Source organism: Pedobacter sp. BAL39 (assembly GCF_000170795.1).
GTDB lineage: Bacteria > Bacteroidota > Bacteroidia > Sphingobacteriales > Sphingobacteriaceae > Pedobacter.
The window spans coordinates 398454-423877 of the sequence record NZ_ABCM01000001.1 but is presented as its reverse complement, the minus strand read 5'-3'; the positions used below and the strand labels follow the sequence as shown (position 1 = coordinate 423877).

Below are 25424 nucleotides of genomic sequence, written 5' to 3'. Positions count from 1 at the left end.
ATAACCATTGCATTATTGGTTTTTTTATCTGCTCCAATAATCAAAGCACAAGAAAAAGATCATAGCATGAGCGCATTAAATAAACATCAGCAAACTTTGGCTGCGATTGCGGCACTTACCGCAACCGGAAATTTACCCGAATTGAAATCCGCATTGAATGATGGTCTTGATGCAGGCCTCACCATCAATGAAATAAAAGAATCACTTGTACAATTATATGCGTATTGTGGGTTCCCCAGAAGTCTGAATGGGATAAACACATTGATGGCTGTATTGGAAGAAAGAAAGGATAGAAAGATAACCGATCCGGAAGGTAAGGAGGCTACAGTAGTAAAGGAAACAAACAAGTACCAGTCCGGAAAGCGAAATTTACAGCAGCTGACGGGCGTTGAGGAGAAGGGGCCGAAAACCGGAGCCAATGCCTTTGCACCGGTAATTGACGTTTTTTTGAAGGAGCACTTATTTGCCGACATTTTTAATCGTGATGTTTTGAGCTACCGTCAGCGGGAATTTGTTACAATTGCTGCATTGGCCGCAATGCCAGGTGTAGAGCCTCAGCTGAAAGCTCACCTGTCAATGGGTAAAAATACCGGTATAACCGACACGCAGCTGGCGGAACTTGCCGGGGTGATTGAGATAAACGCAGGCAGAACACAGGCAAACATATTAAGAAAGCTAATTGATCAACCGGAATTGCCGGTTGTACAGGCAGATATGATGGTGAGGATCTCTGAGATAGAAATTGTCCCGGAATACCTGGAAGAATACAAAGAGATTCTTCATCAGGAATCATCACAATCTGTAAAACTTGAACCGGGTGTCATTTCGATCTTCCCGATGTTTCAGAAAGAAAACCCAACCCAGTTTAGATTATTGGAGATTTATGCCAGCGGAGCAGCTTATCAGGCTCATCTGCAGTCTGCACATTTCAAGCATTACAAAACTACGACTTTAAAGATGGTGAAAACACTGAAACTGGTGGATATGACCATGCTGGATCCTGAAACCGTTGAACTCATCTTTGAGAAATTAAAATGAGACGATAGTTTCATACAGAAGCTTTGATATTTTTAAAATCGACTAGAATGATAGACTATTGCCTTTAATTCTTATTTTTGCAGCGGCAATCGATAAGGATAAATTTTGAATGATTGAATTAAGAAAGGTAACAAAGCGGTTTCAGCAGAAGAACAGGGAGGTGACGGCTTTGGACGAAGTATCTTTGACCGTACCCGAAGGAAAGATTTTCGGCGTGATAGGTGCTTCAGGAGCAGGGAAGAGTACGCTCATCCGTTGTGTGAACCTCCTCGAAAGACCAACTTCCGGAGCGGTAATGGTAGATGGCAAGGACCTGATGTCTTTGTCGAATTCGGCACTGGCGAAAGAACGGAGACACATCGGGATGATCTTTCAGCATTTCAACCTGCTCTCTTCCCGGACGGTGTTTGATAACATTGCTTTTCCACTGGAACTGGACGGCTGGTCGCGTTACCAGATCCGTGCAAGGGTAGAGGAGCTGCTTGCCTTAGTAGGCTTAGCCGAAAAGGCCAATGACTATCCTGCAAGCCTTTCCGGAGGACAGAAACAACGTGTGGCCATTGCCAGAACACTGGCTACCAGTCCGAAAGTTTTATTATGCGATGAGGCGACAAGTGCACTGGATCCGGCAACCACGAAATCCATTCTCAGGCTGTTGAAAGACATCAATGAACGGTTACAGATCACCATCTTACTCATCACCCATGAGATGAAAGTCGTTAGACACATTTGTGATGAAGTCGCCGTAATCAGCGCGGGCAAGCTGATTGAGCAGGGGCCCGTAGACGAAGTCTTCAGTCACCCGAAACATGAACTCACCAGAGAATTTATACACGACTATGTCTGATGCAATGATTTTACTCCTGTTTAAGGGCACAGGAGAAACGATATTAATGACCTTTTTATCCGGATTTTTTGGCTTTGTACTGGGCTTACCTGCGGGGGTGCTGTTGTTTATGACGCGCAAGGGCCAGGTGCTGGAACACCGGACTTCCAACTACATCCTGTCTGCGTTTGTATCCATCTTCCGGTCCATTCCATTCATCATTCTTATTGTATGGATGATCCCTTTTACGAGGATGTTGGTCGGCACGTCAATAGGAGTGGAAGCTGCATTGGTTCCATTGAGCATTGGGGCTGCACCATTCATCGCACGTATGGTGGAGAACAGCCTTGCAGAAGTTCCTGCCGGTTTAATTGAGGCGGCGAGGGCCATGGGGGCAACGCCTTTTCAGGTTGTTCGTAAAGTGCTGCTGCCGGAGGCCTTGCCTTCATTGATCAATACCGCGGCTATTACCCTGATCACCCTGGTTGGCTATTCGGCCATGGGCGGTGCGGTAGGTGCGGGTGGTCTCGGACAAATCGGTTACCAGTATGGTTACGTAGGTTATGATACGGTAGTGATGAATACGGTGTTGGTCATCCTGGTGGCATTGGTTTTTGCGATTCAGTTTATTGGAGATTTTATCTCCAGGCGGGTAGACCACAGGAAATAATAATGAATATTAAAATACCTTTTATGAGAAAATATACCTTTTTAGTGGCCTTGGGAATAGCTGCGTTGATTAGTGGATGTGGCGGTGCGGCAAAAAATAACAATCCTGACTTCATCAAGGTTGGTGTCGAATCCGGCCCTGAGTATGCGGTGGCGCAGGCCGCACAGAAAGTAGCGAAAGAAAAATTCGGACTTGAGGTGGAGCTGGTCCAGTTCAATGATTATGTGATGCCTAATGAAGCCCTACACCAGGGGGATATTGACGCCAATGTGTTTCAGAACAAACCTTACCTGGATGTTCAGGCGAAACAACGCGGCTACAAATTTGCCATCCTGGGAAATACCTTTGTATTCCCTTTGGCAGGTTATTCGAAGAAAATCAAAGACATCAAAGACCTGAAAGATGGCAGCACGATCATCATCCCCAACGACCCCACCAATTTAGGCAGGGCGCTGCTGTTGTTGCAGACAGCCGGGCTGATCAAATTGAAAGATGGCATTGGCCTATTGCCTACAGCAAATGACATTGTGGAAAATAAAAAGTCGCTAAAAATTCTTGAGCTTGAGGCTCCGCAGCTGCCACGTTCACTGGATGATGACAATGTAGCTATCGCGGTGATCAACAATACTTTTGCTACTCCTGTTGGGCTGATTTCCAAAAGAGATGGCTTGTTTGTAGAGGACGAAAAATCTCCTTATGTCAACATCATTGTATCGAGAGAAGACAATAAAAATGCGGAGAACGTGAAAAAGTTCGTGCAGTCCTATCAATCTGACGAAGTTGCAAAAGCGGCAGAGAAGGAGTTTAAGGGCGGTGCAGTGAAGGGCTGGTAGACGAAAAAAATATCTGGACCGCAAACTTTATGATGCAGTCGGTGTTCTGAGAAAATGGAACACGAGCTTTTAAAACTGGAGGAAATAATGATTAACGCCATCATCTACAGCGATGTGGCGGTGCTGGATCAGCTGCTACATGCGGATCTGGTATTTGTAAATCAGATGGGGATGGTGCTGACGAAACAGGAAGACCTGGCTTCACACCTGAGTGGTGACCTGAACATTACTGCGGTCTCTGTTTCTGATCAGCGCATTCAGTTTTTTGGCGATACCGCAGTGGTCACAGTTTCTAAATTCATACAGGGAAGTTATCTTGGAGAAGCCTTTGAGAGCAATGTGATGTTTACGCGGGTATGGAAAAAGTTTGATCAGGAATGGCTGGTCATTGCCGCCAGCAGCGTACCGCATCAGTAGGCACTCTGGGCCTATGCACTAATAGAAAATAATCAATTGCGTTTTCCCTTAGCTCAATAACCTGCTTAAGTTGCGCCTGTAGGTAATGCCCACAGGGATCTTTTCTTTATTCAGGATGATGTTATCACGCTCCATCTGTTCGATCTTCTGAACTGCGACAATATAGGATTTGTGTACCCGGACGAAATGGTCTTTGGGCAATAGGTTTTCCAGCTGATTGGTAGTGATGGAGGCCAGGTACTCACGGTTCGACATGAAAATCTTCACGTAATTGCCATAACTCTGTGCATATAGGATTTCACTAACAGGAAGTTCCAGCAACAGGCCATCCACCTTTACCTCAATACTGATTTCTGCTGCATCTGTCTTTTCCACAGGATCGAGCGCAAGAAAACGTTCAATAGATTTCACAAACCTGGGGTAATAGATCGGCTTGAGCAGGTAATCAATAACGCCATACTCATAACTCTCCAACGCAAATTCTGAATAGGCCGTGGTCAGGATAGTCCTAGGAATTTGTTTCAGGGTCTGCAGCATTTCAAGGCCGGTAATCTCCGGCATATCAATGTCCAGAAACATCAGGTCGACCGTATGATTGCGCAGAATGTTCAAAGCTTCAATGCCATTGTAACATTGATGGGTAAGCTCCAGCTGTGGGTTCTGATTGATGTAATTGATCAGAACGTAGTGTGCTGCGGGCTCATCATCTACGATGATACATTTCTTTGGGGTACTCATGCGCTCAGTTCTACTTCGAGGTTTACCGTATATGTGCTTCCGCTGGCGAAGCAGTCCAGATGATGTTTCTCCGGATAGATGATCTTGAGACTTTCAATGGTGTTTCTTAAGCCAACTTTTGTAGAGATCACTTTTTTCTTTTTCTCAGGGATGGAATTCCGGATCCCGAGGTGTAATACATTGCCTTCCATGTGGATGTCAATGTGGACAAAACAATCTTCAATGGCACAGGTGCCATGTTTGAAGGCATTTTCAATGAAGGTAATGAGCAGCATGGGTGCAATCTTGTAATGCCCGTACTCCAGCTGAGGGTTATAGTCGATCTGGCAGCGGTAACCTACCCGTTCTCTTTCCAGTTCGATGTAACTGGAGATGAAGTCGATCTCGTCATCCAGTGGAATAAACTCTTTGGTATTGTTTTCTACCTGGTACCGCATCATTTGAGAAACCTGCATGATCAGTTCTGAAGAACGTTCCGGGTATTGCAGACTGACGCCGTAAAGGGTATTGAAGGTATTGAACAAAAAATGGGGGTTGAGCTGTGCCCTCAGCACATTGAGCTGTGCCTGGTTGTGTAGCAGTTCCTTGTTGGTTTTTTTCTTCTGCTCCCGGTAATGTTCCAGGATTTGTATGGAACCTAAGATGCAAAGCAAGGTTCCGGCAAGGGTGCCCAGTTGAAAATGATAAGTCTTTTGATAGGACGATTTATACAGGAAGCAGTTCTTATAAAGGATTTCTGTAGAGACCTCATAGAGGAGAATCGAAAATACAAAGAGAAGCGCTGCTGTCAACAGCAGGTAGAGGTGTGGTTTGTGTTCGCGGAGCAGCACAGGCAGCACAAAAAAACGGTTGATCTGCGCATGACTATATAAAATAAAGAAGTACACCGAGCCGGTAAAAAAACTTTTCCAGCTGGTGATCAGAATCCAGTCGTTGACCGTAAACAGCAGGAAGGAAAATACCAGTATGGATATTTCCTGCAGCCATTTGTTTTCCAATATACTTTTTGACGCCATTATTATTGTTAGAATGTACAAAGTACGGATATAATCAATTAAGATGTGGATATAAATGACCAATTCAATTCATCATTTATAAGGTTCATTCATCATTTAGCATACTTATTTATAATGCATTCGACTTAGTTTTGATTCAAACTAAAGAATCAGATGTCTAAAAAGTGGCTTATTGTTCTCCTTTTATTATTTTCTGTTCGTGGTTATTCCCAAACCCTCACACTAAAGGAAGCCATTGAGCAGGGCGTTGCCAATTACGGTACCATCAAAGCAAAAAACAACTACCTGTCTGCATCACAGGAAAGCCTGAAGCAGACCAAAACAGATTACCTGCCCAACGTCACCTTATCTGCACAGCAGGATTATGGAACCGTGAACGGGCAGAACGGTCCCTTGTATGGTTTCGGCGGGTATGGGGTGGCCTCTTCGGGACTACCTTTGCCTGAGCAAAACTGGAATGCTGCCTTTGGCGCTTTATACCTGGTGAATGTGAACTGGGAAGTGTTTTCTTTTGGCAGGATCAGGGAACGCGTAAACCTCTCCAAAGCCGAAGCGGAACGCTCAGCGAAAGACCTGGAGCAGGAAGTATTTCAGCAAAAGATTAAAATTGCCGCCGCTTACCTGAACCTACTGGCCAGTCAGCGGCTGATCCTATCCCAGGAGAAAAACCTGGAGCGCGTGATCGTCTTTAAAAACATCGCCGCGGCGCGGGTTAAAAATGGCCTGCTGCCGGGTGTAGATTCTACATTGGCATCTGCGGAAGTATCAAGAGCTGTAATTTCTTTGAACCAGCTGAAAGACCGGGCGAAGGAAGAAAACAACAAACTGGTGGCCCTGATGGGGGTCGATATTCGGGATTTTACCCTCGACAGCAGTTTTGTAAGGCGCGTGCCTAATGCGATGTTGTCCAACACCAGCGCCCTGAACCCAGTGCTGCAATATTATAAGAGTCGCGTGGACGCAGGCAGTCAGGCACTAAAACTTTATAAAAAAGACTATTATCCAAGCCTGAATCTGATCGGTATTTACCAGGCCAGGGGATCCGGGTTTAATCCTGACTATGCCAGCAACCAACATTCTTTTACGCAGAACTACCTGGATGGCATCAATCCCAACCGGCAGAATTACCTGTTTGGTTTGGGGCTGACCTGGAACCTGACTTCCATTGCCAGAGCCAGCAAGAGGGTTGCCGCACAGCAATATACGGTGTCCGGATTACAGAATGAATATGAGGTGGTAGACCAGCAGCTGAAAACTCAGCTGGATGCCGCAGAGGCGAAGATCAAGTTTGCACTGGATAACTACCGGGAGGCACCGAGGCAGGTCCGCGCAGCACGTCAGGCGTACCTGCAGAAGACGACCTTATATAAAAACGGACTGACCAACCTTGTGGATGTGACCCAAACGCTGTATACGCTGAACCGTGCTGAGATTGACAGCGACATCATCTACACCAATGTCTGGCAGTCGCTGCTGATGAAAGCCGCCGCCGCCGGTGATTTCGACCTTTTTATTAATGAATTTTAAAGCTGTAGCTCAATGAATTTAATACGTTTTGCCCTTCGCAAACCCATTTCTATCCTGGTGCTGGTTGCCGGACTTTTCTTTTTCGGCCTCGGCGCCATCAAGAGCATCAAGGTCGACATCTTGCCGAAGATGAACCTGCCGGTGATCTACCTGGCACACCCTTTCGGTGGATACACCCCAAACCAGATGGAGTCTTATTTTGCCAAGAACTATGTCAACATCCTGCTCTTTGCCAATGGGGTGAAGTCCATAGAAACCAAAAATATTCAGGGCCTGACCTTGGTGAAGGTCACCTACTATGAAGATACCAATATGGCGCAGGCAGCAGCGGAGCTGAGTGCATTGGCAAACAGGATCCAGGCGGCGTTTCCTCCCGGATCGCAGCCGCCTTTTATCATCCGTTTTGATGCTTCGTCACTGCCGGTGGGCCAGCTGGTGCTGAGCAGCAAGACCAAAACCAATAACGAATTGCAGGATCTAGCCAACGTTTATGTAAGGGCTTCCTTTACATCGGTTCCCGGATTACTTTCGCCACCTCCCTTTGGTGGTAGCCCGAGAACGATAGAGATCAACGTGGATCCGGTGATGTTGCGTACCCATAACTTAACACCCGATCAGATTGTGGAGGCCATCCGGGTCAATAACCAGACGGCGCCTTCCGGAAATGTGCGGATAGGAGACCTGAACTACATTACACCGACCAACAATACCATCAAGGAAGTCAAGGACTTCGAAAAAATTCCTTTGTTTAAGGGGGGAGTACAAAATGTTTACCTGGGAGATGTGGCGACAGTGAAAGACGGAGCCGACGTGACTGCCGGGTATGCGCTGGTGAACGGCAAACGTTCTGTATATGTCAGCATTGCAAAGGCGGGCGATGCCTCTACCTGGGATGTGGTGCAGCAGCTGAAAGCCAAGCTGCCTACGATACAAAGCACACTGCCGGATGATGTACAGCTGTCCTACGAATTTGACCAGTCGGTTTATGTGATCAACTCTGTAAAGAGTCTGGTGACAGAGGGCGCGATTGGGGCGGTGCTGACCGGTCTGATGGTCTTGCTTTTCCTGGGCGACCGAAGAGCGGCGCTGATCGTGATCCTGACGATTCCCATTTCGGTCATCTCGGCTGTGTTGATGCTGAAACTGTTCGGGCAGACGATCAACCTGATGACATTGAGCGGTCTTGCACTGGCCATCGGGATCCTGGTAGATGAAAGTACGGTAACGATAGAAAATATACACCAGCACCTGGATATGGGGAAACCCAAGGCCCTGGCGATATGGGATGCCTGCAAGGAGATTGCCTTGCCAAAACTGCTGATCCTGTTGTGTATCCTCGCTGTTTTTGCACCGGCATTCATGATGTCCGGCATCCCCGGAGCGTTATTCCTGCCTTTGGCACTGGCCATCGGTTGTGCCATGGTGGTTTCCTTTTTGCTGTCGCAGACTTTTGTGCCGATCCTTGCCAACTGGTTGATGAAATCGCATACGAAGGTGGCGCACCAGGAGGGGATTACTGATGATGAAGCGGAATTTAATGCTTCTGGCATCAGCCCGGAATCGGAGCGGGACGTCACCACGCAGAAGGAAGTACTGATGCGTGATGATATGGACAATGATGGAAAGGTGAGTGGTTTTGAACGTTTCAGGGTCGGTTTTATCAAGATGATCGACAGGTTGTTTCATTTCCGGAAACCGGTGACCTTATTGTACCTGCTGGGGATCTCGGCGTTAGCGGTGGTGCTTTTAAATGTGATTGGTCAGGATGTTTTTCCGAAGGTCAACTCCAGTCAGTTTCAACTGCGGTTACGCGCTGCGGATGGCACCAGGCTGGAGCGTACGGAAGATCAGGCCAAGGCGGTGCTGCAGGACATTGAAAAGATGGTGGGCAAAGACCACCTTGCGATTTCATCCATTTATATTGGTCAGCACCCGGCGCAGTTTTCGGTATCACCGATTTATCTGTTTACCGCCGGCCCGCATGAAGCTGTATTTCAGGTAGCCCTCAAAGATTACCATGCCGATATGGATGTTTTCAAAGATGAAGTCAGGGCAAGGATCAAGAAACGCTATCCAGATTTAAAAGTTTCCTTTGAGCCGATAGAGCTGACCGATAAAGTACTGAGCCAGGGTTCTCCGACACCGATAGAGATTAGGATTGCAGGGAAAAATAAAAAACTCAATGAGCAATATGCCAATAAACTGATTGCCCAGCTGAACCAGGTGGACTACTTCAGGGACGTGCAGATTGCACAGCCGATTCACTATCCTGCGCTGGACATCAACATCGACCGTGTACGTGCAGCACAGCTGGGGGTTGACATGAGCGACATATCGAGATCACTGATTGCCTCCACCTCATCATCGAGGTACACGGAGAAAAATACCTGGGTGGATGAGAAAGCGGGACTGTCGTACAACGTTCAGGTACAGGTGCCGCTGGAAAAGATGATGACGGAAAATGAGATGGGTGCGATACCTGTTTTGAGAAACAATTCACGTCCGGTGTTGAGCGATGTGGCAGAGATTGTACCATCGGTAACCTATGGTGAAAATGACAACATTGGTGCCATGCCTTACATCTCTGTTACCGCAAACATCGACCATACTGACCTTGGGACGGCCTCCAAGGAGGTAGGCAAACGAATTGAGGCGCTTGGCACTTTGCCTCGTGGGATGTTCATTGAGCCCATTGGCTTGAGCACGGTGCTGACAGAGACAATGAGCAGCCTGCAGTCGGGATTACTCATTGCCGTGGTAGTGATCTTCCTGATGTTGTCTGCGAATTTTCAATCTTTCAAAATCTCTTTTGTCATTCTTACCACAGTGCCGGCAGTGGTCTTGGGGTCTTTAATCTTCCTATTACTGACAGGATCTACGCTGAACCTGCAATCTTATATGGGGATCATCATGTCTGTAGGGGTATCCATCGCCAATGCGGTGTTGCTGATTACCAATGCGGAGCAGCTGCGGAAGCACAATGGCGATGCGGTCTTGTCGGCCAGGGAAGCCGCTTCCCTGCGTCTGCGTCCGATCATCATGACCAGTATTGCGATGATTGCGGGGATGTTGCCTATGGCAATAGGCCATGGCGAAGGTGGCGAGCAGGTTTCCCCATTGGGCAGGGCCGTGATCGGAGGACTGTTGTTTTCGACATTCACCGTACTGATCGTGTTGCCGATGATCTTTGCATGGGTAATGGGCAAGTCGACTACAGATTCCGTATCCCTCGATCCGGAGGATGAAGAAAGTAAACACTACATTTCGACTTTACCACATTCCTAAAGAAAGGCAATAGTTCGGTTTGGAGTCAATTGCTGCAGAAGTTTAAAAAAGAAAAACATACAAATGAAAAATATATACATCACCACCACAGTTTTCAGCCTGGCACTGCTGTTGTCCAGCTGTGCTGAAAAGAAAAAGGAAACGGTTCCTGTTGAGGAAAGTCCGTCAATGGAGACCTTTGAGGTTAAAAAAGAAAAGTTGTCTACGGAGCTGACCATGCCGGCAGAGCTGGTAGGTTTCCAGCAGGTGGACCTGTATGCCAAGGTGACCAGCTTCGTGAAGGAGCTGAAGGTAGACATTGGATCTGAAGTGAAAAAAGGGCAGTTGCTGCTGGTGCTGGAAGCACCGGAAACCATCTCTCAGGTTACTGCGGCTGAGTCAAGGTTACATTCGCAGGAATCGGTATACACCGCAAGCAATAGCACCTATAAAAGACTCCTGGAGACCAGCAAGGTAGAGGGGACGGTATCTACCAACGACCTGGAGCAGGCGGAGGCACGCAAAAATGCAGATTTCGCACAATTGCAGGCGGCAAAGGCGAGTTATAGGGAAGTGCAGTCGATTCTGGGATATCTTCAGATCCGCGCGCCATTTGACGGTGTGGTATCGGCGAGGAACGTGAACCTGGGCGCTTATGTAGGTCCTTCAGGAAAAGGTTCCGAGCTGCCGCTGTTTACCATTCAGGAACAGCGCAAGTTACGTTTGTCGGTATATGTGCCGGAATCTTACGCAGGTTACCTGAGTGTGGGCGACCAGATGCATTTTACAGTACGCTCATTGCCGGGTAAAGACTTTAGTGCAAAAATCGCCCGTAAATCAGGTGCGCTGGATAGCAGACTTCGCTCGGAACGGGTGGAGATGGATGTGGCCAATACAGGAAATCAACTGTTGCCAGGGATGGTGGCCGAAGTGGTGCTGCCGCTGAACGCAAAAGACAGTACTTATGTGGTGCCTAAGTCGGCAGTAGTGACCTCAAGTGAAGGGGTGTTTGTGATTGCCGTGGAGAACAAAAAGACCTCACGTACCCCCGTGCAGAAAGGCAGGGAGTTTAAAGATAAAGTGGAAGTCTTTGGTGCGCTCAATGAACATTCAGTGTTGGTAAAGATCGCATCAGAGGAAATTAAAGATGGTACGGAAGTTAAGTAAGTTTTTTTGTTGTTTAACTGTTAATAGACGGATTCTGTAGCACACATTTTGATGTGAGAGCCATTATGCAAGTGAATAGTAAGATCAAACTTCCGATTGTTCCCGCCTCGAGCATGGATTTTCTGAAAAAGATAGGGGACAATAATAACCGCGAATGGTTCAATGCCCATAAAGATGAATTTTTGAAAGAACAGCAGCACATCGTCGACTTCGCAGATGGTTTGTTGTTGGCACTGAATGTGCATGATGTGATCGAGACCCCATCTGGAAAGAAAAGCCTGCACCGCATTTATAGGGATACGCGTTTTTCAAAGTTCAAAACCCCATATAAGACAAACTGGAGTGCTAATTTTACCAGGGCAACCAAATTTCGCCGGGGCGGGTATTTTTTCACCTGGAGCCGGGAAATAGTTATATCGGTGGAGGTTTCCAGGCACCCAATGCCGGTGACCTGAAGCTGATCCGTGATGACATCAGCTTTGATGATGCACCACTCAGGAAAATTATCAGTAGTCCTTCATTTGTAGGCAACTTCGGGGAGATCCGCGGAACGCAACTGATCACCGCGCCTAAAGGATATGCTGCGGATCATGAGGCAATTGATTTATTGCGTTACAAGCAGTTTCGCCTGATCAGAAAATTCAGCGATGAAGAGGTCCTCGATTCCTCATTTGTGGTGCTGGTCGACCAGGGGTATCAGGCGATGCGGCCATTTTTTGATTACATGAGCGAGGTGCTAACAACAGATCTGAACGGCGAATGATAATCAACATTCTGTCGTAGGTCAAAATGCATTAATGATAAGTAGTGGAAAGAAATTATGCTCATGTCTTACCTTGTTAGGATGAGGGAATTACAAGAAATACCTTGTAGAGGTTACTTGAAGTTTCTGGCATTTGGGAACAGCTGTTCCTGCTTTTCATCAGGCAGTCCTACCTTTTTAGGGTAAACAGGGAAAGGCGTCCGTTCATCCGCCCGTGATAAGCTGAGCAATGTTTCATCATCGGCTGCAGTGCTGCTCAGCCCTCTGAGTAGTTTGGAAAGGTCAAAGCAGCGTTTGACGACGACGTGGATCACCTCACCCTCACGTTGCAGCTGCCCTTCTACCATCAGCAGCTTTGATTGCAGGATTTCCTTTCTGTATTTGTCGAATACCTTTTGAAAAACCACGAGGTTGCTGAAGCCCGTTTCATCTTCAATGGTGATGAAGCAGACCCCTTTTGCTGTTCCTGGTCTTTGGCGAACGAGCACTAGTCCTGCAACCTTTAGCGGTGTCCCATCTTTAATTTCACTGAGCTCGCCCGTGGAAACTACGCGTAATAACCGGAGTTGCTCCCGCACAAAGCTGACCGGGTGCGCTTTTAACGATAAAGAAGTGGAAGCATAATCCTGCACCACATGTTCCCCGGCGGTCATTAGCGGCAGTTCTATCTGGGGCTCCGACTTGCTTTCTGAGTCCTGCCCCTGGAAAAGTGCAATGGGCCTGTCCTGAAGCGCCGATACCTCCCATAAAGCTTGTCGCCGGTCCAGTCCCATCGAGCGGAAGGCATCCGCATCAGCCAGTTTTTCAAGTGTCGACTGACTTACACCTGCTTCGCAGAGCTCATGGATGTTTTTATAAGGAGTAGTTCTAGCCTGGATCAATGCCAGGATTTCATCTTCTGCAAGCCCTTTGATTTGGCGGAAACCCAAACGCATGGCATGCCAGTCGCCACTTTTTTCTTCCAGCAGGTTGTCCCAGTCAGAATGATTCACATCTGCCTCTCGCACTTCAACACCATGTTTTTTGGCATCAATAACGATCTGCGCAGGCTGATAGAAACCCATGGGCATGCTGTTGAGCAAGCCCGCGGCAAATACATCTGGCAGGTGACATTTGATCCAGGAAGAAACGTAAACCAGCAGGGCAAAACTCGCCGCATGACTTTCCGGGAAACCATAACTTCCAAAACCTTCCAGCTGCTTGAAGATGCGTTCCGCAAACGCCGCCTCATATCCATTGGCGATCATGCCCTCAATCAGTTTTTTCTTTTGGGTGCTGACCATTCCTTTTACTTTAAAGGTGGCCATGCTCCGGCGCAGCTCATCTGCTTCCGTAGGGGTAAATCCTGCGGCCACAATGGCGATTTTCATTGCTTGTTCCTGAAACAGTGGCACTCCGAGCGTACGCTTCAGGATTTCCCTTAATGCTTCAGAAGGATATTCTTCTTTTTCTTCACCGTTGCGGCGGCGCAGGTAAGGATGCACCATGTCCCCCTGGATGGGGCCTGGCCTGACGATGGCGACCTCAATGACCAGGTCATAGAAACATTTCGGGCGGAGGCGGGGCAGCATGGATTGCTGGGCGCGGCTTTCAATTTGAAAAACCCCGAGCGTATCCGCATGACTGATCATCTGGTACACCTCAGGGTCATCCTGAGGCACGTTGGCGAGCGTAAGATCCCTTTGGTGATGTTTTTTAGCGAGGTCAAAACATTTTCGGATGCAGGTGAGCATCCCCAGGGCGAGGACATCTATTTTGAGGAAGCCCAGTGCATCAATATCATCTTTATTCCACTCGATGTTCGTACGGTTATCCATGCGGGCATTCAGGATAGGGCACAGGTCGGTGAGTTTTCCCTGGGTGATGACAAAACCGCCGGTATGCTGGCCCAGCTGACGTGGAAATCCAATCATCTGACCCGTCAGCTGCAGTACTTTTCGCAAGTGCGGATCGTCGGGGTTTAATCCCTTTTCCAGGATGCTGTCGCGCTCAAACCAATCTTCCGTAAACTCCCAGATGGCTGAAGAAAGTCTACTGATGGTATCCACCGACAAGCCCATGGCTTTGCCTACATCCCTGATGGCACCTTTTTTATGTTGCTGCGTTACGGTTGCCACAATAGCGGCACGGTCGCGCCCATATTTATTATAGATATATTGGATGACTTCCTCGCGGCGTTCATGTTCGAAATCCACATCTATATCGGGCGGTTCATTCCGTGCGGAGGATATGAAACGCTCAAACAGCAGCTCAAATTTAGTGGGGTCTACGGCGGTGATGCCCAGGCAGTAACAAACGGTGGAGTTTGCTGCCGAGCCACGCCCCTGACATAAGATCCCCTGCTGGCGGGCAAAACGTACAATGTCATATACCGTCAGGAAGTAGGAAGCGTAGTTCATCTCTTCCATAAATTTGAGTTCATATCGGATTGCAGCAGAGATGCTTTCCGGGATGTTGTTTTCATAGCGCTCATTAGCACCTTCCCAGGCGAGGTGGGTAAGCTCCTGCTGTGGCGTACGGCCATCAGTAGTCAGCTCTTCCGGGTATACATATTTTAGGGTACTCAGCGAAAATTCACAAGCATCGGCGATTTCCTGAGCATGCCTGATGGCTTCCGGGTACTGACGGAAAAGGCGCAACATTTCATCGATGGGTTTCAGGTGCCTTTCCGCATTCTTGTGCAGTCGGAATCCAGCGGTGTGGATGGTGCATTTTTCACGTACACAGGTCAATACGTCCTGTAGTTCCCGGCGTGAGGTATCGTGGTAGTAGACATCATTGGTTGCCGCCATGGGGATGTGGAGATCTGCAGAAAGCTGTGCAATGCGGTACATTTTCTTCAGGTCATTGCCCTGGTAAGCCCTTGTTGCGGCAAGGTACAATGAGTTGCCCAATGCCTGTCGGTATTCGGTTAAGTCCTGCTTAAAGGCTGCATCAAAATCGAACAGGGTATTGAGCTCCTGAGGGGGGATGACGATAAACTTCATGCCCTCCGCATGTTCATAAACATCGGTCTTGTAGAGGTGGCAGTCCCCTTTTTCTGCACGGAGGTTTCCCTTGCTGAGCAATGCCGAGAGGCGGGTATAGGCGGCCATATCCGTAGGGTAAGCCAGTAAGCTTGGCCCATCAAGCAGGTTCAGTCGGCAGGCAGGGATAATGCTGATTTCTTTTCCTTTTGTTGCCGTATGTGCCCGTACCACACCTGCAAGGGTATTGTGATCCGTAATGGCTATTTTTTTGTAACCAAGCGCATAAGCATGAGCCACCATCTCCTCGGGATGCGAAGCACCGCGGAGAAAGCTGAAGTTTGTGGTGACCTGTAGTTCTGTATAGCTCATGTTAATTCATATCACTTCATGTGAGGATTTAGGCAAAATAGCCATGAATAAACCAACGGCTTCCCTTTTCACCCTGGTAATGCCCGGACCTGAAGATCCAGTAACGCTGGCCATCTTCATCTTCCACCTGGTAGTAATCGCGGTGTTCCCCATGCTCCAGCCACCATTCCCTTTCGATACGTTCCGGGCCGTCTGCTTTTTTGATGTGGTGAACGTTTCCTTTGTAGCGGAACAGCATTGGCGGGTAATCGGGGATAGGGGCGGTAACTTCAACAGGTTCCGGATGGCGGAGCAGCTGTGTAGGACGGGGCCTGTCGCTGCGCCAGCCCGAAGCTGCTTTTTCATGGATGGAGGCCGCAATCCTGAGCGACCGTTCCGGCCAGTAGTGTTCCGCAGGAAGGTAGCGGTGGATGACATCATTACCCAGCTTAACCGTGAGCCGGTCGAGTAACTCCGTCAGCCCCTGGTTGTTCAGGCCCAGGTCACCTGCCCATAACACTTCCTGCTCCGGGGATATAGGTTCTACTTTTGTCGCCTCCATGACAAAGAGGTCGATGCCTAATGCAGGTTCGATACTTTGTATTTTAAGTTCAAACAGTTTAAAAAGATGGTGGATATGGTGGGAAGGGCGGTTGGTGCCGATGTCGGTTGTGATGATCCTACCATCTATGCGGTAGGAGGTCAGCCGTGCGTTTCGTAAACCTATACCTTCCTCTTTCAGGCGTTTACAGAGCTGTTCTAACAGTAGCTGAATGGCAATTTCAATTCCCTTAGCCGTACGGATGGGCTCCAGGCTGGGCAGCCGTTCCTGATAAGGAGGGATGACCTGTATGGGGATGATGGATTCTTCTTCAATTCCGAGCGCCTGACTAAGCCGGAGCAGCAGCTCTTCGCCAAAGCGCCTGCGGAGGACAGAACGGGGCATATTGATGAAACTGCTGATTTGGTTAAGCCCTAGTTTCTGCAAGCGCTGTAATGTCCCTGCTTCGAGACGCAATGCTGCTGCAGGCAGGGACAGGAGCGCATGAAGCTGCTGTCCGCTTTCCATCACTGTAGGATGTTTTGCAAAATGAGAAAGTGCCCATGCCGTTCCAATGGTGTCTGCCATTGCGAGTTGGATGTGGTAACCTTTATCCCTCAACCGGGTATGGATCTCCCTGAGGTAATCTTGTTCGTCACCCCAGAGGTGTGTACATCCGGAGACATCCAGGATCAATCCATCGGGGAGGTCGACAGCAACGATAGGGCTGAAGCGGATGCACCAGTTGCCGATGGCCTTCAATAGCTTTTCAGCCCTTTCCGGCTTGTCGTCAAATACTTCCAGATCTGCCACGATGGCTTTGGCATCCGCTACTGTAGTCCCCGTCCTGATGCCATACTTTTCTGTTTCCGCACTGAGGGCGGTAATTAGTTTCCTTCCATGGTCCTGCGTTGCAAATACAAACCTGGTATTTAGCAGTTCAGGGCGACGGATGACGATCCAGTCGGACATGAGCCTTGGGAACCATATGGATACAAAACGCTTTTGCATGATTAACCGGTTTTTCGCTGTTCGGTTTTTCGTTGTTCTGCATGAAGTGCTGACACTTGCTTTTGAATCGGTAGGGTATAAAATTCATCTGCAGCCCATTCTACCTGCCAGCTGCCGGGGTTCCCATTGCGCACTTTTAACAGTTCCACTTGCCAACGGGGGAAGCCGAGGCCGGGCATACCTTGTTCGGGTACTGTAGGCAGGGGGCTGATCTTCCAGCGTGCATTGCTGGCCGTAGCACTTAATTTCTCCGTCTGATTTCTGAGGATGATGCCGGTGACCCTGCTTTGCTCCACAGCAAGCTGGAGTCTTCTGGATTGTTTGAAGCTGATTTGCTGAACTTCAGCAATGACGGCATTGAGGCCATCACACTTCAATGCTTCTTCCATCGTCCAGAGCACTTCCTTTTCTCTTTTGAGGTCGGCAAAGATCATCCTGTCCGGCTCAAGGCCAAATGGTTTTAGTGCTGAAGGAAAAAGTTGCCTGGACACACTGATCCACATGGCGATGCCGGAATGCTGCATGAGGGCAGCCAGGAGACCGGCGATAAATCCTCCGCTGGCAGCGGCCTGCTCCCGGGAGTCAATGATGAATTCATGGATGGCGGCACTTGGGAATACGGCATTTGGAAAAGCAGACAGGATGGGACCAAGACCTTTGATGGTCGCAGCCCCTTCGGACTGCGGTTTGATGCCCTGCAAAAGAAGGATTTCCTTTTGCAGCTGATCATAAATGTCTTTTTTGCTTTGCGTATCCATAGCTCCCTGTTGCGTGATCACCGGTCATTTCCTGGTATAGGAAATGGTTACTGCAAATATAATGCTAAAAATATTAGTATTTATAAACAATATTCAGGTGGTTACCAACATGCAAAGCAGAAATCGAAAGCGGTTAGATACCTCCCTTTTTGACTACAGCGGTGGTGACCAGCAGCTGCCCGGTATGGCGCATGGTATGCTCTGCAGCGTGTACCAGCAGACCAATTACTGTAGAGGGAAGCCCGGCCCTGCCGATGCCCCTATATTCTGCAAGAGAAACGGCTTCCGTATTTTTGAGTTGTAGCAGCGCAGCATCCACCTGTTTGGAAAAACGGTCGGTCAGGTCTGCGACGGTATAGGGAGGGTTGGCATCTTTTCCTTCTTCTTCCAGTTGTGAAAACTGAAATTCAGAGAGTCCTTCAGCTCGGGCGTAGGTGAATACGCGATCCAGGACACCACTCAAGTGCTGAAGATGAAACCCTGCAGAAGCGAGTCCTGCAGGGCGTACCCATAATAATCCGGATGGAAAGTCCAGCATATACTCTTCAATTTCTTCACGCGCCTGTAACAATGCATGCGCTACAGGCTGCAGCATTGGAAGGATATCGGGGAGTGGTCCCCTTTGCCATACTTCTCTTTTCTGTGTCATCCTAAATAATTAAAGGTGAATAATGATTAAATTCTTTTGATTGACCTCTGGTGTTTTGATCTCTTTTTACTTGATTTCTTTATTTTACCAGATGTCTTTCCTATTGCTTGATCTCTTTTTTATTGTCCAGACCAGTATTATAGGTGCTTTCAAAGTCGCCCTTTACCCAGGTTACTTTGCCAAAGTCCTTGACATCTACACCGATAATGTACTTACCAGTTTGTGTATCCAGGATCAGGGTCATCCTGTCTCTTATGATGGTCTGGTACCTGCCATTTTCTCCGGCATTGCTGCTCTTCATCTCGTTGATGCCATTTCGGGTATCAACAGTGTCTTTACTGCTTTTGTCATTTGTAAAGCTGAAGGAAATCAAAAGGGCAGCACCAAGAAATCCGATGATCATTGATTTGAGGTCTAATTTGTGATTCATGTCTTATAAAATTAAATGGTTTCGTTTGTGTATTACAATATGCGAATAGCCACCGGCTTTTATATCATCGAATCCGTAACGATGTTGTTGTTGATAAAAGATCAATTGTATGGGAGCGGGGCTTGTAATTTTAGCGCAGTGCGGTTCATGATTTGACAGAAAAGATGTTCAGGAATTAACAGAAGAGACGTTCAGGAATTATCAGAAGAAGCGTTCATGATTTGACAAAAGTGTGAGGTTCAGGCGCAAACAATAATCTCTTTTTCAGGGTATGGTATATAGTGTTACCTCAAAAATGAAATACTATGTTGAAAGCCGGAGAACAAGCCCCCGAATTTGAATTATTTGCCACCCCGGATCAGAAGATCAAGCTGTCTGAGCTGAGGGGAAAGAAAGTGATCCTAGCCTTTTATCCCGCAGACTGGAGTCCGGTATGCAGTGATCAGCTGGCACTATATAATGAGACCTTAAAAATGTTTGACAAGCATAATGCTACCATCCTCGGGATTTCTGTGGACAGCAAATGGTGTCACCTCGCATTTGAGCAGGACCGCAACCTGCATTTTTCCTTACTTTCTGACTTTGAGCCTAAAGGGGCTGTTTCGAAATTGTATGGAGTATATAATGAAGAAGAAGGAGAAAGCAAAAGAGCCTTGTTTGTCATAGATGAAGAAGGGCAGATTGCCTGGAGTTATGTATCGCCTACAGCCATCAATCCGGGTGCAGATGGCATTTTGGATGCACTTGAGGAACTAAACGTAAATAAATAGCCTATGTCTTTGAAACCAGCAGTAACAGAAACAGACCATCGTCAGGGTAATGGATCGGCATCTTTAACCATTGTGGAGTATGGCGATTACCAATGTCCGCATTGCGGAAAAGCCCATCCGGTGATTAAAGAAATACTGGACACCTTTGGGGACCAGGTGCTTTTTGTCTTTAGAAATTTTCCTTTACAGGAATCCCATCCATATGCCACGATCGCCGCCCGGGCAACAGAAGCCGCTGCCCTTCAGGATAAATACTGGGAGATGCACGATGCCATTTTTGAGTTTCAAAGCCAACTGAATGAAGAATTTTTATTTTCATTGGCAGAAAGGCTGGAGCTGGACCTGGATCAGTTCCGGGAGGACATCACATCAGCAGAGGTAAAAGAAAAAGTAGAAAATGATTTTGAAAGTGGTGTGAGAAGTGGCGTGAACGGTACGCCTTCATTTTTCGTCAATGATAATAAGTTTGATGGTGATGCCACAGACCTTTTTAATGTTTTGAAGGAAAGCGGCAATTAAAAAAATATTCAATGATCAATAGCAGCAAGCGGTGAAATTCTGGTATTTATAAAATATCAGAATCATGAGTCAGTTTGTGCCTCAATTTTCTCATGAAAATCTTTAGACAAGAGCTGAATTTAAAATAATCTTTTCAAATCATCCTTGTAATTCTAATATTTAATGTTAGAATTACAAGGATGATTAAGCGTAACTTACAAACAGAAATTACGAATCTATTGCAGGAATTTCCTGCTGTTGGGTTATTAGGGCCACGTCAAGTGGGTAAAACCACTTTGCAGAAGCAATAGGTAAACGCCTTGTCAAGGCACCGAAGGTCTACCTTCGTGATAGCGGAATAGTGCATGCACTACTTAACTTAACAACGCTGGATGATATTTTAGGGCACCCAATAATAGGTGCAAGTTGGGAAGGATTCGTAATGGAAAATTTGATTTCTTCACTTCCCGATGGTGTGACTCCATGGTTCTACCGGACTGCGGCAGGTGCTGAAATTGACTTGGTGATAGAAGTAAATGCCAGGAAAAAAATCGCTATTGAGATAAAACGTTCCTTGTCACCCAGTACCTCGAAAGGCTTTGCCATTGGCAGTGAGGATGTTGGCGCAACCGATTGTTTCATTGTTTATCCACATAGAGAACGTTTCGCTTTGAACAAATATACTTCAGCCATACCGCTTTTGGACATGATGAAAGAGTTACGGAATATCCGATCGTCTTAAGAAGAAAAACCCTGAGTCGAACATCATGTGTACGGCTCAGGGTTTTTTCATGTTTCCTCAGATCTGATTAGATGACGATGCTGTCGATCCCTTTATCCAATGCGGTAGCCTGCAACTCCTGTACGGCAAAACCTTCAGCCCTGACTACAGTAACGTCAGTAATCCCGATGAAAGCTAAAAAAGCTTTAATGTATGGCGTCACAAAATCATAAGCTGCCGCATCTCCAGAGCTGTAAACACCACCAGTAGCCACAGCGATATATGCTTTTTTACCGGTCACCAATCCTACAGGACCTTCTGAAGTATATTTAAAAGTGATACCCGCACGTCCGATATGGTCAAACCATGATTTCAATACAGATGAAATACCGAAGTTGTACATCGGTGCACCGATCACCAATACATCTGCGTCCATAATTTCCTGGATGGCTTCATTAGAATGGCGGATGGCCGCTTTATTTTCGTCAGTATGTTGTGCTATAGGAGTGAAAAATGCATTCAGGTGTGCTTCTTCCAGATGTGGAAAAGGTCCGTTGGTAAGGTCTCTTGTTTGAACTGCTGCTGCAGGATCTTGCTCTTTCAAGCGGTCGATAATGGCGTTGGCTAATTTAATGCTGTTGGATGCTGCTCCTCTTGGGCTGGAGATGACATTTAAGATTTTTGACATATGCGTAAATATTATAAGTTCTAATGTTTGATGAGTCAAAGCTACGGCGATGAAATTGCCCCAATCTTGATCTGTGATAAGAAATGAGATTTTAGTTATATTTACTGACATGGGATCCAGCAACCAGTTTTATACCAACTTACCCGTCAATGGCGGGACATTCGGTGCACTGCTGCGCCAACCACAATTGTTTGCTGAGGTTCCTGCCGACTGGTATGTGGTGATTACAGATATTGAGCGTTCTACGAATGCGGTGTTTGAAGGTAAACATGAGCAGGTAAACCTGATTGCCACGGGGAGTATTGTTTCTGTGTTGAACATCGCTTTTGCCAGGGGGATTACTGTTCCCTTTTTCTTTGGCGGTGATGGGGCAACCTTTCTTGTGCCTCCTGATGTGATTGATCCGGTAATGAAAGCACTTTATCAGTACCGGGTCAATACGAAGAATAACTTCGGACTGGAGTTGCGTACGGGAAAGGTGCCGGTCAGTGCAATTTATGCGGAAGCACATCAGCTGCACCTGGCAAAGTTCAGCAGCAATCCCTCTTTTTCCATTCCTGTTTTATTGGGTGATGGATTGGCTTATGCGGAGCGGCTGATTAAGGGGCCGGACTACCTTTTTGCGGAAGAGGCTGCCGCTGACGCGACGCTGGACCTTACCGGTATGCAGTGCCGTTGGGACCGGATTGCCCCGCCTGAAGATCAGGAGGAAATTGTGACCTTGCTGGTGGTGGTAGGAGAATCACGCAGTCAGGCTGTAACCTTCCAGCGCGTTATGGATAAAATGGATAAACTGTATGGAGCACCTGAAAAAAGACAACCGATTTCTGTCGCCCAGCTTCAGCTGAAAACAACTTTTCATGACCTGGGTATGGAGATGCGTGCGCGCCTAGGTAAAATCAACTGGCTGGAATTGATCTGGACCTGGATCCTCAATCTTTACGGCTTCATCTATTTCCGTACCACATCAGGGAAAAATTACCTCAACAGCCTGGTGGAAATGTCGGACACCCTGGTGATCGACGGAAGGATCAATACCGTAATTTCCGGTAGCAAGGACCAGCGCATGGCATTAATGGCTGCTTTGGATAAGATGGAGCAGGAGGGCGATTTGTTTTATGGCGTGCACATCAGCAACGCTTCTATCATGTCCTGTTATGTTAGGGACCTGAAGGATGGGCATGTTCATTTTGTAGATGGATCAGAGGGAGGATATACCAAAGCTGCGGGGATGCTCAAAGCAAAAATCCGCAGCCTGGGTCATCAGTAAAAGCCACCTGAGTGATCAGTGAATTTAGTAAATGGCACATTGCAGCTCCCTGAATTCAGAAGGATTATAACCTGCAACCTGTTTGAAGAACCTGCCAAAGTGGGAGCTGGTGTCAAAATTAAGCTTAATGGCAATTTCCTTAATCGTGAGCGAAGAAGAGCAGAGCCAGTATTTTGCCTGCTGGAAAATGCGGTGATGAATGACGTGCAGTGGATTTTGTCGTGTTTCCTGTTTCAGCACTTCGCTGAGGTGTTTGGGCGTGACAAAAAGCAGGTCGGCATATTCAGCCACTGTCCGCAGGTGGTCGTAATTTTCTTCCACGAGTCTTTTAAAATCATTTACGAGCTGCTGGTGCCTGGTGAGCTGAAGGGTGGTATTCAGCTGTTCAGGATAACTTTTGCTGGCGCGTGTAGTTTCCAGCAGCAGTTCCAGGAAAAGCAGTCGCAGCATCTGTCCTTTAAAGAGCTGCTGATGGTCATATTCCATGGCAATTTTATGGAAGAGGTGGTGTATCGCCCCTATACGGTCGTGATCAATCAGGCAGATGGGCTGTTGATTGTAAATTGGCCTCAGTAGGTTGTCGATCATGTCTTCCCGGATCAGGCTGTCGGTCAGAAAGTCTTTTTTAAAAAAGATCACATATAGTTTCAGGTCTGATGAAGCCTGGAGGTATCCGTTTGCGGTATTGGGAGGAACCAGGTGAAGGCTCTTGGGGGTAATATTAAACCGGTTCTGGTTGACGGTTCTGATGCTGGTACCATCGAGGCAGAGTACCAGGGAGTAATAGTCTGATGGTGAGTGTAATCGGCTCAGGTCATTTCCTTCATGGCGGATGACCATGAAATTCTGCTGAGGGGTAGGGATGTCCTCCAATTGCTGGTAGGTATCGGCCAGGTTAATGGTTTTGGAGATTTGCTTCATTTAGTTGATTTTGATGATGCAAATGAAAGGAGGAATCTTTGAAGAACGGTTATACAAATCTCATTTTAGTGTTGAGCTATTGTCAGTAAACAAAACAAGCCCATCAGTAATGATGGGCTTGAACAAATGTATGAATCACTATTTTTTCAGGTTACAGGCCTAGGCTGTAAGCTACACGGAGGGCGAAGTAGTTGTTGCTGCTTCCGTTGTCAGTGAATTTAGAGTTTCCTTCGAAACGTACGCCAGCGTCAATGGCATGTTTGCCACCAAGGTTGAACAGGTAACCAACCTGAGGAGCATATACAAATGCAGCAGATTTAGTTGCGCCTACGTCTTTTTTATTGGCTAAGAATGCAGCACCTGCTTCACCTTGCACATAGAAGTTATGAATTGGGAAGTATTTCAGACCTGCTTTTAAAGGGATCAGTTGAAGATCCTCACCAGTTACACCAGCATTGTTGTCTTTAGCGAAGAAGTTTAGGTATCCGGCATTGAAAGTAGCATACAGTTGGTCTTTCAAAATCGGGAAGTCTGCCTGTACAGAACCCCCGAAGCTCCAGTCGTACGCATCGCCAAAATTACTTACCGGAATGCCTGCATCCGGACCGATGCTGATGCGGATACCTGAATTTCCTGAGGTAGCAGGTTTAGTGTCCTGAGCGTTGGCAGTTAAACTGAATATTGCGGATAATGCTAGGGATAGTACACCTATTTTAATTGAATTTTTCATTTTCTTGTTGTTTGTTGTGTTGTAAAGTTTGTTCATTTTATGATCTGAAAAACAAGTTGAGGCTCATTTGAGCCAGTTGATAGAGTTCTGGTAATTTTCCTTTTAGTGCTTCGATTCGTTTTTTCATTTTCATTGTTTTTCATTTGATAAGTCAAAGGTACTGGCTTGCTGAAAGCGGGTCAATTCCAATATTTCCGTTTATGGAACCAATTTTTCCGCTTTCATCATAGGAATGTTTCATTTGATGATTTATAAGCAATGCAGCTACCTGATAATATAATTTAAGGCGTATATTAGAGCAATATTCATGGAGGGGGAAGATAAATCGGCTGTTAATATTGATCAATTTGAGTTGCTGTTCCGCAGTAACCACAAATTTCTATGCATGATTGCCATGCAGTATGTGCAGGACCATTTTATAGCCGAAGACGTCGTCCAGGAGTTCTTTCTGGATTTCTGGCAACGTCGCCAGAGCATCACCATCAGTGGCAGTTTCGAAGCCTATGCCCGACGGGCGGTAAAGTATAAATGTATCGACCATTTGCGTAAGGGGGCTGTGGAGGAAAAACGCAACGGCAGGTTGCAGGTCACTGTTCCCGAAGAAGCTGCGGATGTTGCCGCGGAAACAGAGGCGCTGGAGCTGCAGCACCGCCGGTATCTGGAGATTAAGGACAGGATACAGGAGCTTCCGGAAGAACGTCGCCGCATCTTTATGATGCACGCCCTGGAGGAGCTCAGCTATGCACAGATCGCGGAAAAGAAAAAGGTTTCGGTGAATACAGTGAAAACACAGTTGCGCAGGGCCTATATGGCATTGAGAAATAAGACTGTGGTGCTGTTGATGGTGTTTTTTTGAGGTGC

The 25424-nt window shown here is 47.2% G+C and carries 23 protein-coding genes and 1 pseudogene; 14 read left to right on the top strand and 10 right to left on the bottom strand.

Features of this window, described 5'->3' with window-relative positions; all coding sequences use genetic code 11:
- The first annotated feature begins 66 nt into the window (after positions 1-66).
- The 5 genes from PBAL39_RS01880 to PBAL39_RS01860 all read left to right on the top strand — a co-directional run bounded on the left by PBAL39_RS01880 (position 67) and on the right by PBAL39_RS01860 (position 3784).
- Complete coding sequence (locus tag PBAL39_RS01880; RefSeq protein WP_198139732.1) at positions 67-1038, top strand: carboxymuconolactone decarboxylase family protein; 972 nt, start codon at positions 67-69, stop codon at positions 1036-1038.
- Between the two features lie 109 nt (positions 1039-1147).
- Positions 1148-1885 carry a methionine ABC transporter ATP-binding protein gene (locus PBAL39_RS01875; RefSeq protein ID WP_008237661.1) on the top strand — a complete coding sequence of 246 codons (738 nt, stop codon included), beginning with the start codon at positions 1148-1150 and terminating at the stop codon, positions 1883-1885.
- A gap of 46 nt (positions 1886-1931) precedes the next feature.
- Positions 1932-2534 carry a methionine ABC transporter permease MetI gene (gene metI / locus PBAL39_RS01870; RefSeq protein ID WP_232282882.1) on the top strand — a complete coding sequence of 201 codons (603 nt, stop codon included), beginning with the start codon at positions 1932-1934 and terminating at the stop codon, positions 2532-2534.
- Positions 2535-2557: 23 nt separating this feature from the next.
- Complete coding sequence (gene metQ, locus PBAL39_RS01865) at positions 2558-3367, top strand: methionine ABC transporter substrate-binding lipoprotein MetQ (protein ID WP_008237648.1); 810 nt, start codon at positions 2558-2560, stop codon at positions 3365-3367.
- 54 nt (positions 3368-3421) lie between these two features.
- Entirely contained in the window at positions 3422-3784 is a 363-nt protein-coding gene (locus tag PBAL39_RS01860; RefSeq protein ID WP_008237647.1) for a nuclear transport factor 2 family protein, read from the top strand.
- Between the two features lie 48 nt (positions 3785-3832).
- On the opposite strand, the gene PBAL39_RS01855 is transcribed toward PBAL39_RS01860, so the two are convergent.
- Positions 3833-4522 carry a LytTR family DNA-binding domain-containing protein gene (locus PBAL39_RS01855; protein ID WP_008237646.1) on the bottom strand — a complete coding sequence of 230 codons (690 nt, stop codon included), beginning with the start codon at positions 4520-4522 and terminating at the stop codon, positions 3833-3835.
- Positions 4519-5538 (bottom strand): sensor histidine kinase, encoded by a 1020-nt coding sequence (locus tag PBAL39_RS01850; RefSeq protein WP_008237645.1) that lies wholly within the window; start codon positions 5536-5538, stop codon positions 4519-4521. Before PBAL39_RS01850 ends, PBAL39_RS01855 begins: the two co-directional genes overlap by 4 nt.
- A gap of 153 nt (positions 5539-5691) precedes the next feature.
- Here PBAL39_RS01850 and PBAL39_RS01845 point away from each other — a divergent pair, with 153 nt between their 5' ends.
- The 4 genes and pseudogenes from PBAL39_RS01845 to PBAL39_RS25885 all read left to right on the top strand — a co-directional run bounded on the left by PBAL39_RS01845 (position 5692) and on the right by PBAL39_RS25885 (position 12259).
- On the top strand, positions 5692-7065 hold the full coding sequence (locus PBAL39_RS01845) for a TolC family protein (RefSeq protein ID WP_008237644.1): 1374 nt from the start codon (positions 5692-5694) through the stop codon (positions 7063-7065).
- 12 nt (positions 7066-7077) lie between these two features.
- Positions 7078-10350 carry an efflux RND transporter permease subunit gene (locus PBAL39_RS01840; protein WP_008237643.1) on the top strand — a complete coding sequence of 1091 codons (3273 nt, stop codon included), beginning with the start codon at positions 7078-7080 and terminating at the stop codon, positions 10348-10350.
- A 63-nt stretch (positions 10351-10413) separates the two neighbouring features.
- Positions 10414-11496, top strand: a complete 1083-nt coding sequence (locus tag PBAL39_RS01835) for an efflux RND transporter periplasmic adaptor subunit (protein ID WP_008237642.1) — start codon at positions 10414-10416, stop codon at positions 11494-11496.
- Positions 11497-11561: 65 nt separating this feature from the next.
- Positions 11562-12259, top strand: a pseudogene (locus PBAL39_RS25885) (DUF2461 domain-containing protein).
- Positions 12260-12372: 113 nt separating this feature from the next.
- Here PBAL39_RS25885 and PBAL39_RS01825 read toward each other — a convergent pair.
- The 5 genes from PBAL39_RS01825 to PBAL39_RS01805 form a co-directional block, all read right to left on the bottom strand.
- Positions 12373-15597, bottom strand: coding sequence for an error-prone DNA polymerase (locus PBAL39_RS01825; RefSeq protein ID WP_008237625.1), 3225 nt, complete (start codon positions 15595-15597; stop codon positions 12373-12375).
- 28 nt (positions 15598-15625) lie between these two features.
- Positions 15626-17128, bottom strand: coding sequence for a DNA polymerase Y family protein (locus tag PBAL39_RS01820; protein ID WP_008237624.1), 1503 nt, complete (start codon positions 17126-17128; stop codon positions 15626-15628).
- 2 nt (positions 17129-17130) lie between these two features.
- The gene (locus tag PBAL39_RS01815; protein ID WP_008237623.1) at positions 17131-17886 is read right to left on the bottom strand and encodes an ImuA family protein; all 756 of its coding nucleotides are present in this window, start codon (positions 17884-17886) and stop codon (positions 17131-17133) included.
- 133 nt (positions 17887-18019) lie between these two features.
- Complete coding sequence (locus tag PBAL39_RS01810) at positions 18020-18535, bottom strand: DinB family protein (RefSeq protein ID WP_008237622.1); 516 nt, start codon at positions 18533-18535, stop codon at positions 18020-18022.
- Between the two features lie 100 nt (positions 18536-18635).
- Positions 18636-18965, bottom strand: a complete 330-nt coding sequence (locus PBAL39_RS01805; protein WP_008237621.1) for a hypothetical protein — start codon at positions 18963-18965, stop codon at positions 18636-18638.
- 305 nt (positions 18966-19270) lie between these two features.
- Here PBAL39_RS01805 and PBAL39_RS01800 point away from each other — a divergent pair, with 305 nt between their 5' ends.
- The 3 genes from PBAL39_RS01800 (at position 19271) to PBAL39_RS01790 (ending at position 20975) form a co-directional block, all read left to right on the top strand.
- A complete protein-coding gene (locus tag PBAL39_RS01800) occupies positions 19271-19735 on the top strand; it encodes a peroxiredoxin (RefSeq protein WP_008237620.1) in 465 nt (154 codons plus the stop codon).
- Between the two features lie 3 nt (positions 19736-19738).
- Positions 19739-20254 (top strand): thioredoxin domain-containing protein, encoded by a 516-nt coding sequence (locus PBAL39_RS01795; protein WP_008237619.1) that lies wholly within the window; start codon positions 19739-19741, stop codon positions 20252-20254.
- 286 nt (positions 20255-20540) lie between these two features.
- The gene (locus PBAL39_RS01790) at positions 20541-20975 is read left to right on the top strand and encodes a DUF4143 domain-containing protein (protein ID WP_050784291.1); all 435 of its coding nucleotides are present in this window, start codon (positions 20541-20543) and stop codon (positions 20973-20975) included.
- 67 nt (positions 20976-21042) lie between these two features.
- On the opposite strand, the gene PBAL39_RS01785 is transcribed toward PBAL39_RS01790, so the two are convergent.
- Entirely contained in the window at positions 21043-21642 is a 600-nt protein-coding gene (locus tag PBAL39_RS01785; RefSeq protein ID WP_008237615.1) for an FMN-dependent NADH-azoreductase, read from the bottom strand.
- A gap of 109 nt (positions 21643-21751) precedes the next feature.
- On the opposite strand from PBAL39_RS01785, the gene PBAL39_RS01780 reads away from it, so the two are divergent.
- Positions 21752-22912, top strand: a complete 1161-nt coding sequence (locus PBAL39_RS01780) for a DUF3095 domain-containing protein (RefSeq protein WP_008237613.1) — start codon at positions 21752-21754, stop codon at positions 22910-22912.
- A 24-nt stretch (positions 22913-22936) separates the two neighbouring features.
- On the opposite strand, the gene PBAL39_RS01775 is transcribed toward PBAL39_RS01780, so the two are convergent.
- Both PBAL39_RS01775 and PBAL39_RS01770 read right to left on the bottom strand, forming a co-directional pair.
- Positions 22937-23833 carry an AraC family transcriptional regulator gene (locus tag PBAL39_RS01775; protein WP_008237611.1) on the bottom strand — a complete coding sequence of 299 codons (897 nt, stop codon included), beginning with the start codon at positions 23831-23833 and terminating at the stop codon, positions 22937-22939.
- 151 nt (positions 23834-23984) lie between these two features.
- A complete protein-coding gene (locus tag PBAL39_RS01770) occupies positions 23985-24563 on the bottom strand; it encodes a hypothetical protein (RefSeq protein ID WP_198139728.1) in 579 nt (192 codons plus the stop codon).
- A 307-nt stretch (positions 24564-24870) separates the two neighbouring features.
- Here PBAL39_RS01770 and PBAL39_RS01765 point away from each other — a divergent pair, with 307 nt between their 5' ends.
- Positions 24871-25419, top strand: a complete 549-nt coding sequence (locus PBAL39_RS01765) for an RNA polymerase sigma-70 factor (RefSeq protein ID WP_008237607.1) — start codon at positions 24871-24873, stop codon at positions 25417-25419.
- Positions 25420-25424: the final 5 nt, after the last annotated feature.

Excerpts from the sequence above, each read along its gene's own strand:
- PBAL39_RS01880 (WP_198139732.1), top strand. The coding sequence starts at position 67 with ATGAGCGCATTAAATAAACATCAGCAAACTTTGGCTGCGATTGCGGCA.
- PBAL39_RS01875 (WP_008237661.1), top strand. The coding sequence starts at position 1,148 with ATGATTGAATTAAGAAAGGTAACAAAGCGGTTTCAGCAGAAGAACAGG.
- metI (WP_232282882.1), top strand. The coding sequence starts at position 1,932 with ATGACCTTTTTATCCGGATTTTTTGGCTTTGTACTGGGCTTACCTGCG.
- metQ (WP_008237648.1), top strand. The coding sequence starts at position 2,558 with ATGAGAAAATATACCTTTTTAGTGGCCTTGGGAATAGCTGCGTTGATT.
- PBAL39_RS01860 (WP_008237647.1), top strand. The coding sequence starts at position 3,422 with ATGGAACACGAGCTTTTAAAACTGGAGGAAATAATGATTAACGCCATC.
- PBAL39_RS01855 (WP_008237646.1), bottom strand. The coding sequence starts at position 4,522 with ATGAGTACCCCAAAGAAATGTATCATCGTAGATGATGAGCCCGCAGCA.
- PBAL39_RS01850 (WP_008237645.1), bottom strand. The coding sequence starts at position 5,538 with ATGGCGTCAAAAAGTATATTGGAAAACAAATGGCTGCAGGAAATATCC.
- PBAL39_RS01845 (WP_008237644.1), top strand. The coding sequence starts at position 5,692 with ATGTCTAAAAAGTGGCTTATTGTTCTCCTTTTATTATTTTCTGTTCGT.
- PBAL39_RS01840 (WP_008237643.1), top strand. The coding sequence starts at position 7,078 with ATGAATTTAATACGTTTTGCCCTTCGCAAACCCATTTCTATCCTGGTG.
- PBAL39_RS01835 (WP_008237642.1), top strand. The coding sequence starts at position 10,414 with ATGAAAAATATATACATCACCACCACAGTTTTCAGCCTGGCACTGCTG.
- PBAL39_RS01825 (WP_008237625.1), bottom strand. The coding sequence starts at position 15,597 with ATGAGCTATACAGAACTACAGGTCACCACAAACTTCAGCTTTCTCCGC.
- PBAL39_RS01820 (WP_008237624.1), bottom strand. The coding sequence starts at position 17,128 with ATGCAAAAGCGTTTTGTATCCATATGGTTCCCAAGGCTCATGTCCGAC.
- PBAL39_RS01815 (WP_008237623.1), bottom strand. The coding sequence starts at position 17,886 with ATGGATACGCAAAGCAAAAAAGACATTTATGATCAGCTGCAAAAGGAA.
- PBAL39_RS01810 (WP_008237622.1), bottom strand. The coding sequence starts at position 18,535 with ATGACACAGAAAAGAGAAGTATGGCAAAGGGGACCACTCCCCGATATC.
- PBAL39_RS01805 (WP_008237621.1), bottom strand. The coding sequence starts at position 18,965 with ATGAATCACAAATTAGACCTCAAATCAATGATCATCGGATTTCTTGGT.
- PBAL39_RS01800 (WP_008237620.1), top strand. The coding sequence starts at position 19,271 with ATGTTGAAAGCCGGAGAACAAGCCCCCGAATTTGAATTATTTGCCACC.
- PBAL39_RS01795 (WP_008237619.1), top strand. The coding sequence starts at position 19,739 with ATGTCTTTGAAACCAGCAGTAACAGAAACAGACCATCGTCAGGGTAAT.
- PBAL39_RS01785 (WP_008237615.1), bottom strand. The coding sequence starts at position 21,642 with ATGTCAAAAATCTTAAATGTCATCTCCAGCCCAAGAGGAGCAGCATCC.
- PBAL39_RS01780 (WP_008237613.1), top strand. The coding sequence starts at position 21,752 with ATGGGATCCAGCAACCAGTTTTATACCAACTTACCCGTCAATGGCGGG.
- PBAL39_RS01775 (WP_008237611.1), bottom strand. The coding sequence starts at position 23,833 with ATGAAGCAAATCTCCAAAACCATTAACCTGGCCGATACCTACCAGCAA.
- PBAL39_RS01770 (WP_198139728.1), bottom strand. The coding sequence starts at position 24,563 with ATGAAAAATTCAATTAAAATAGGTGTACTATCCCTAGCATTATCCGCA.
- PBAL39_RS01765 (WP_008237607.1), top strand. The coding sequence starts at position 24,871 with ATGGAGGGGGAAGATAAATCGGCTGTTAATATTGATCAATTTGAGTTG.